At 72.0% G+C, this 2,995-nt stretch carries 3 protein-coding genes; all 3 read left to right on the top strand.

Annotation, left to right across the window (positions count from 1 at the left end):
• Window positions 1-940, top strand: a 940-nt coding sequence (locus H5J30_RS24580) for an NsdA family TPR-like regulatory protein (protein ID WP_508470659.1), incomplete at its 5' end; no start/stop codon positions are given.
• Between the two features lie 262 nt (window positions 941-1,202).
• Window positions 1,203-2,543: an ammonium transporter gene (locus tag H5J30_RS24575; RefSeq protein WP_181789542.1), complete on the top strand. Its 1,341-nt coding sequence runs from the start codon at window positions 1,203-1,205 to the stop codon at window positions 2,541-2,543.
• Window positions 2,540-2,878 (top strand): P-II family nitrogen regulator, encoded by a 339-nt coding sequence (locus tag H5J30_RS24570; RefSeq protein ID WP_018839633.1) that lies wholly within the window; start codon window positions 2,540-2,542, stop codon window positions 2,876-2,878. Before H5J30_RS24575 ends, H5J30_RS24570 begins: the two co-directional genes overlap by 4 nt.
• The last annotated feature ends 117 nt before the right edge of the window (window positions 2,879-2,995 follow it).

Below are 2,995 nucleotides of genomic sequence, written 5' to 3'. Positions count from 1 at the left end.
CGAGCTTGCGCTGCTGGAGACCACCACCGCCAAGTTCCGCCAGTGGGACGCCCAGTGCGGCGGCGGGCTGCGCCGCAAGGCCGTCGTCGGGCAGCTGCACGAGATCACCGACCTGCTGCAGGAGCCGCATCCGCCCGCGGTCGCCGAGCGGCTGTTCCGTATCACCGCGGAACTCTCCCAGCTCGGCGGCTGGATGAGCTACGACGTGGGCCTCCAGCCCACCGCCCAGAAGTACTTCGTCCTCGCCCTGCACGCCGCCAAGGAAGCCGGCGACCGCCCCCTCGGCGCGTACGTCCTGTCCAGCATGGCCCGCCAGATGATCCACCTGGGCCGTGCCGACGACGCCCTGGAACTGATCCACCTCGCGCAGTACGGCAGCCGCGACAGCGCCACCGCCCGTACGCAGTCGATGCTGTATGCGATGGAGGCGCGCGCGTACGCCAACCTCGGCCGCCCCGACCGCTGCCACCGGGCCGTACGGATGGCCCAGGACTCCTTCGCCGAGATCGAGCCCGGCAGCCCCGAGCCCGACTGGATCCGCTTCTTCTCCGAAGCCGAACTGAACAGCGAGAACGCCCACTCCTACCGGGACCTCGCCTACGTCGCCGGCCGCAGCCCCACCTACGCCGCCCTCGCCCGCCCCGTGATGGCGCGCGCCGTCGAGCTGTTCGCCGCCGACGCCGAGCGCCGCCGCTCGTACGCGCTGAACCTCGTCGGCCTGGCCACCGTCCACCTGCTGGAGGAGGAGCCCGAGCAGTGCGCCCTGTGCGCCGGCGAGGCGCTGACCGTCGCCGGCCAGGTGCGCTCCGAGCGGGTCAACACCAGGCTGCGGAAGACCGTCGACACCGCCGTGCGCCGCTACGGCGCCGTGGGCGAGGTCGCCGACCTGGCCGACCGGCTCGCGCGCGAGCTGCCCGAGACCGTGGAAGCCGCCGGCTGACTCCGCCCGCGGCCTCCCCGGCACCCGGTCACCCTGGCCCGTCCCCCGGACGGGCCGCCCCCTGGTGCGGCCGAGAGTAACCGGGCCCGCCCGCGCCCGCGGGAAGTTCACCGCCCCGTAACACCTCCGTGGCCTTCGTCACGCTCCCGAAACACCGGGGGGCGGTGGCGGAAACCCCGCTGCGCGAGCCTCGTGCGCATTCCGGCCCGCACCGCTTCAGCCCGCACGGGCCGCACGGGCCTCACGAGGAGGAGACGCGACGTTGAATGGCGCCGATACCGCATTCGTACTGATCAGCGCGGCGCTGGTCATGTTGATGACCCCCGGTCTTGCCTTCTTCTACGGGGGCATGGTGCGGGTCAAAAGCACCCTGAACATGCTGATGATGAGCTTCATCTCGCTGGGGATCGTGAGCATCCTGTGGGTGCTCTACGGCTACAGCCTCACCTTCGGCGACGACATCGGCGGAGGCATCCTCGGCGACCTCGACCACGTCGGGATGGCCGGGATCACCCCCGAGACGCTGACGGGGGGCGACGAGGGCATCCCGGTGCTGGCGTTCGCCGCCTTCCAGCTGATGTTCGCCATCATCACCCCCGCCCTTATCAGCGGCGCCCTCGCGGACCGGGTGAAGTTCACCGCCTGGGCGCTCTTCATCGCCCTGTGGGTCACGATCGTCTACTTTCCCGTCGCGCACTGGGTCTGGGGCCCCGACGGCTTCATCGGGCTCAACGGCGACATCAAGGCCATCGACTTCGCGGGCGGCACCGCCGTGCACATCAACGCGGGCGTCGCGGCACTGGCCGCCGTGCTCGTCGTAGGAAAGCGCATCGGCTTCAAGAAGGACCCGATGCGGCCGCACAACCTGCCCTTCGTGCTGCTGGGCGCCGCGCTGCTGTGGTTCGGCTGGTTCGGCTTCAACGCCGGCTCCGAGCTGGCCGCCGACGGCGTCGCCGCGACGATGCTCCTGAACACCCAGGTCGCCACCGGTGCCGCGGTCATCGGCTGGCTCATCTACGAGAAGGTGCGGCACGGCTCCGTCACGATGCTCGGCGCCGCGTCCGGCGCCATCGCCGGCCTGGTGGCCATCACCCCCTCCGGCGCGTCCGTCAACGCCGTGGGCGCGCTGGCCGTGGGGATCATCGCCGGCGTCGGCTGCGCCTGGGCCGTGGGCCTGAAGTACAAGCTGGGCTACGACGACTCGCTCGACGTCGTCGGCGTCCACCTCGTCGGCGGGATCATCGGCACGCTCGCGATCGGGTTCTTCGCCATCGACGACATCGGCCTCTTCTACGGCGGCGGGCTGGAGCAGCTCGGCCGGCAGGCGGCGGGCGCGGGCGTGGTGCTCGTGTACACGTTCGCCGTCACCTGGCTGCTTGCCAAGGGCATCGACCGGCTGGTGGGCTTCCGGGTCGGCGAGGACGAGGAGCTCGCGGGCGTCGACAGGTCGCAGCACGCGGAGAGCGCGTACGACTTCAGCGGCGTGGGCTCGGCGGCGGTGTCCGCCGCGCCGGTGCCGGGGTCGGCGTCGGTGGGCGGTCAGGCGTCGGGCACGGACAGGGCGACGGCGGCCGCGGCCGCGGACAAGAAGGTGGACGCGTGAAGCTCATCACGGCAGTGATCAAGCCGCACCGGCTGGACGAGGTGAAGGAGGCCCTGCAGGCGTTCGGCGTCCACGGGCTGACGGTCACGGAGGCCAGCGGCTACGGCAGGCAGCGCGGCCACACCGAGGTGTACCGGGGCGCGGAGTACACCGTGGACCTCGTGCCGAAGGTGCGTATCGAGGTGCTGGTGGAGGACGACGACGCCGAGCAGCTGGTGGAGGTCGTGGTGAAGGCGGCGCGGACGGGCAAGATCGGCGACGGCAAGGTGTGGAGCGTCCCGGTGGACACGGCGGTACGGGTCCGCACGGGCGAGCGCGGCCCCGACGCGCTCTGACCTGGCGGTCGGCGACCCCCGCCCACGGCCGGGCCCGCGAGGAGGCGGACCGGCCGTGGGCGGACCAACTGGCGGGAGTACGTGGGTGACGGAGACCGGACGACAGCAGCCGGGGGG

The organism is Streptomyces phytophilus (genome assembly GCF_013870535.1).
Taxonomy (GTDB): Bacteria; Actinomycetota; Actinomycetes; order Streptomycetales; family Streptomycetaceae; genus Streptomyces; species Streptomyces phytophilus.
Note: the sequence above shows the minus strand (reverse complement) of the source record. Positions and strands in the feature narration are given on the sequence as shown.